Source organism: Hyphomicrobium sp. (assembly GCF_020852195.1).
GTDB lineage: Bacteria > Pseudomonadota > Alphaproteobacteria > Rhizobiales > Hyphomicrobiaceae > Hyphomicrobium_C.
The window spans coordinates 1-2962 of the sequence record NZ_JADZBI010000061.1 but is presented as its reverse complement, the minus strand read 5'-3'; the positions used below and the strand labels follow the sequence as shown (position 1 = coordinate 2962).

Genomic DNA, 2962 nt, shown 5'->3' with positions numbered 1-2962 from the left:
CCTGGTTGTTCCGCAACCGGCTCGGGCTTCTTTTCGCCGCAGGCTGACAGCGCCAGGCCAAGCGCGGCGGCCGATAGTATGATTGCGCTGACGTGCGACCTCCGCACCGCTTGTGTAGACGCCATGTGTTCCCTCCCCGCCTGGTGATCGGGGAGTTGGAAAGCCCTCGTCAGAGAAGCCGCGACAGTCTTTAGACGCCCCCGAGGAGGAATCCTGGACATACACTGCCGCCTCCCCGACCGCATGGTCGAGGAGTGCTGGTGACGGCTGCACACGAGCCGCTGACGAATGAGGTTTCCACGCCCCAGGGAGCCGGTTGGCTCGCCCGGGCGCACCATGGCTCGATTGTCCGTGCGGCTCAAGTCGAACGTCAATCATGGACGTGGTGGGCGACCGAGACCGTCACCGAAGAGGCTAGGCGCCGCCGTTAGTGGCCCGGCTCTGCAGCATAGCTGCCGTATGGTCGGCGTCGATCTTCGACAAGCCCACCTGGGCCAGACCTCCAATATTGGCCGGCTCGCCAGTCCACGTATCGAGGACAAGCCAACCCCGGTCTGCAGGACGACTGCGAAACCGTGCCAATGTCACCTGGACCGCGGGGTCTAGTGTTGTCTTCGTATCGCTCATCGTTTCACAATGAAGGGCCAGCGGCTGATCGTCCAGCATCTGCCCATGTGCTTGGCCGCTGGGGTCCGGCCTGCTCTCGATCGGACGAGCAGGCCGGATTTCTCCCGACGTCTGCAAAGCGTCATGGGCTGACTCTGGAGTCGCGGCCGTAACTAGACGTTCCCCGGCCCGCGGACTTAACTAGGGCATCCGCTGGTTGAAACACCCGACAAGGTGACCTTGCGTTGAAAATTGCTATTGCCAAGCTTCGCCGCAAAGCGCTGAATTCCGCTGATCGGGGGCGCTAGTGAATTTTGTGGCTTTGGATTTTGAGACGGCGAATGCCGATCTCAGCAGCATCTGCCAAGTCGGTCTCGTCTCATTTCGCGATGGTGAGGTAGCCGAGACCTTCAGCACGCTCGTCGATCCGGACGACTACTTCGATCCTATCAACATCTCGATACACGGGATCGACGAGGATCGCGTTCGAGGTGCTCCATTGTTTCGCGATATCTATTCGCAGCTCAGCGAACGCGTAAGCGGCGCCGTCGTTGTATGCCACACGCTCTTTGACAGAGCGGCAATACGTCAAGCTTCGGCCAAGTATCAGTTCGCGGACGTGACCTGCGAATGGCTGGATACGACCCGCGTCGTGCGCCGGACATGGTCACAGTACGCGCGCTCGGGCTACGGGCTCGGCAACCTAGCCCGCGAATTCGGGATCAGCTTCAATCATCACGACGCCGCCGAAGACGCTCGCGCTACAGGGTTGATCCTGTTGAAGGCGATGCGGGAGATCGAAGCATCGGCGCTTCCGAAATACACAGGAGCGGTGTTTGGCCAGGAGCTGCATCGCAGCACCATTGAGGCCGGCGGGCACACCTTTACCATCACGATGGGCATTCAGGCCGGCGAGAAGTTCGCGGCCGACTGGATTTACGCAGCAAGCTTCGCCGGGTCCTCGAACGGAGCCTATCTGGCCGGGTATTCTGGCCGCGTCATCGAGGTGAACGAGCGCGGGGACGGTCTGCGCGTCTACGACATTGGCGCGGTCCCTAGACAGATCATCGACACCGGAACCCATCTCTATCTGCTGACCGACACGCGTCTCTATGTGATGCGTGGAGATGCCCTGCACGCCTTGATCGATACATTTGACGGCGGCGAGTTGCTCGTCGCTCAGAGCGGCTTTGGCCTACTTGAGAAGAAGCGGATGCGCTGGTTCACGCCAGATGGGACTTACGCCGGGAGCGTGGTCACAAAGGATCCGATCCGCAGAGTGTATTTCTCGCAGGACCACTTGGTCGTGGAGACGCGGCAGACACGAGCGACGATTAAGGGCGCGCCCGCCTGGTGGCCACAAGACGAAGAAAAGGCCTCATCATGATCCGTGTGGTAGCGCCCTAGTCAGGGTTCGAGCCGCAAACGTACAGGGTCGAGGATTTTGCCGCCTACTAACGGCACGTCCGCGCGACGATAGAAGCCGCCGTCGCGGCCGGCGAGCAGGAAATCTATGCCGAGCCAACGGCCCACTGCGAGGTATGCGCGTGGCAATCGACATGCGATGCGCGGCGACGGCAGGATGATCACATTTCGCTCGTAGCCGGCATTTCGACGGTCCAACGAACCGAACTGGGGAGCCACGGAATCGAAACCGTGGCGGCCCTCTCCACCCTCGCTCTTCCTCTGCGACCCGTCGGCTCTCTGAGAGCCAGCATGCAGCAGTCCAGCCTGCACTTCGCGAACTCAACTAAAGTCCGTTGGGCTTTTGCCTCGTTGGCGGCGGAGTTACCGCCTGAAATCCTGAAGGTGTACCGGTAGGAGTCGAACCGACACGCTTCGCATTACCGAAGCTTGAGTCTAACGCGCCTTAAAGCCGATGTTACGAAGGTCGGCGTTGAGTCAGCTCCGGACGAAGCGAACTCTCTCCTTTCCGGACATCAGAAAGGCGTTGAACCCCGCCTTCAGCCACGCCTCACACTGGATGTGAGTGCGGCGAGGCCCCTTCTCATTCGCCCACCACTGCGGTCTCGCCGCACTGGCGGGCAACATGGCGCCGATCAGACGTTCGATTTCGGTGAAGCTCATCTGGAGCTCTGCCAGCGTTTGCCGCCGCAGATGGCCTTCGAGCGGATCGTATTTCCCCATGGCCGGCATTATGTATCAGGCGCCACAGCCCGCAAAGCGGTTCAACCGGACGCCGAGCGCGCGGTCCGATTTCGCATAAAATCAAATGGGCGTTATGTCATTCAACGGCATATGTCTCTTGACGACACAGCGCCCTCACCCTATCCTTAGACATGGCCGCCGCGACCCTGCTTTTCCATTCCAAGCGGATCTATGACGACGGCGCCAT

At 60.6% G+C, this 2962-nt stretch carries 3 protein-coding genes; 1 reads left to right on the top strand and 2 read right to left on the bottom strand.

The features are described from left to right. Positions 1-913 precede the first annotated feature (913 nt). On the top strand, positions 914-1993 hold the full coding sequence (locus IT540_RS04610) for a 3'-5' exonuclease (RefSeq protein ID WP_291173949.1): 1080 nt from the start codon (positions 914-916) through the stop codon (positions 1991-1993). Positions 1994-2013: 20 nt separating this feature from the next. On the opposite strand, the gene IT540_RS04605 is transcribed toward IT540_RS04610, so the two are convergent. Together IT540_RS04605 and IT540_RS04600 are read right to left on the bottom strand one after the other, a co-directional pair. Continuing rightward, the gene (locus IT540_RS04605; protein ID WP_291173947.1) at positions 2014-2250 is read right to left on the bottom strand and encodes a hypothetical protein; all 237 of its coding nucleotides are present in this window, start codon (positions 2248-2250) and stop codon (positions 2014-2016) included. A 258-nt stretch (positions 2251-2508) separates the two neighbouring features. Next, entirely contained in the window at positions 2509-2754 is a 246-nt protein-coding gene (locus tag IT540_RS04600) for a hypothetical protein (protein WP_291173944.1), read from the bottom strand. Positions 2755-2962: the final 208 nt, after the last annotated feature.

Excerpts from the sequence above, each read along its gene's own strand:
- IT540_RS04600 (WP_291173944.1), bottom strand. The coding sequence starts at position 2,754 with ATGGGGAAATACGATCCGCTCGAAGGCCATCTGCGGCGGCAAACGCTG.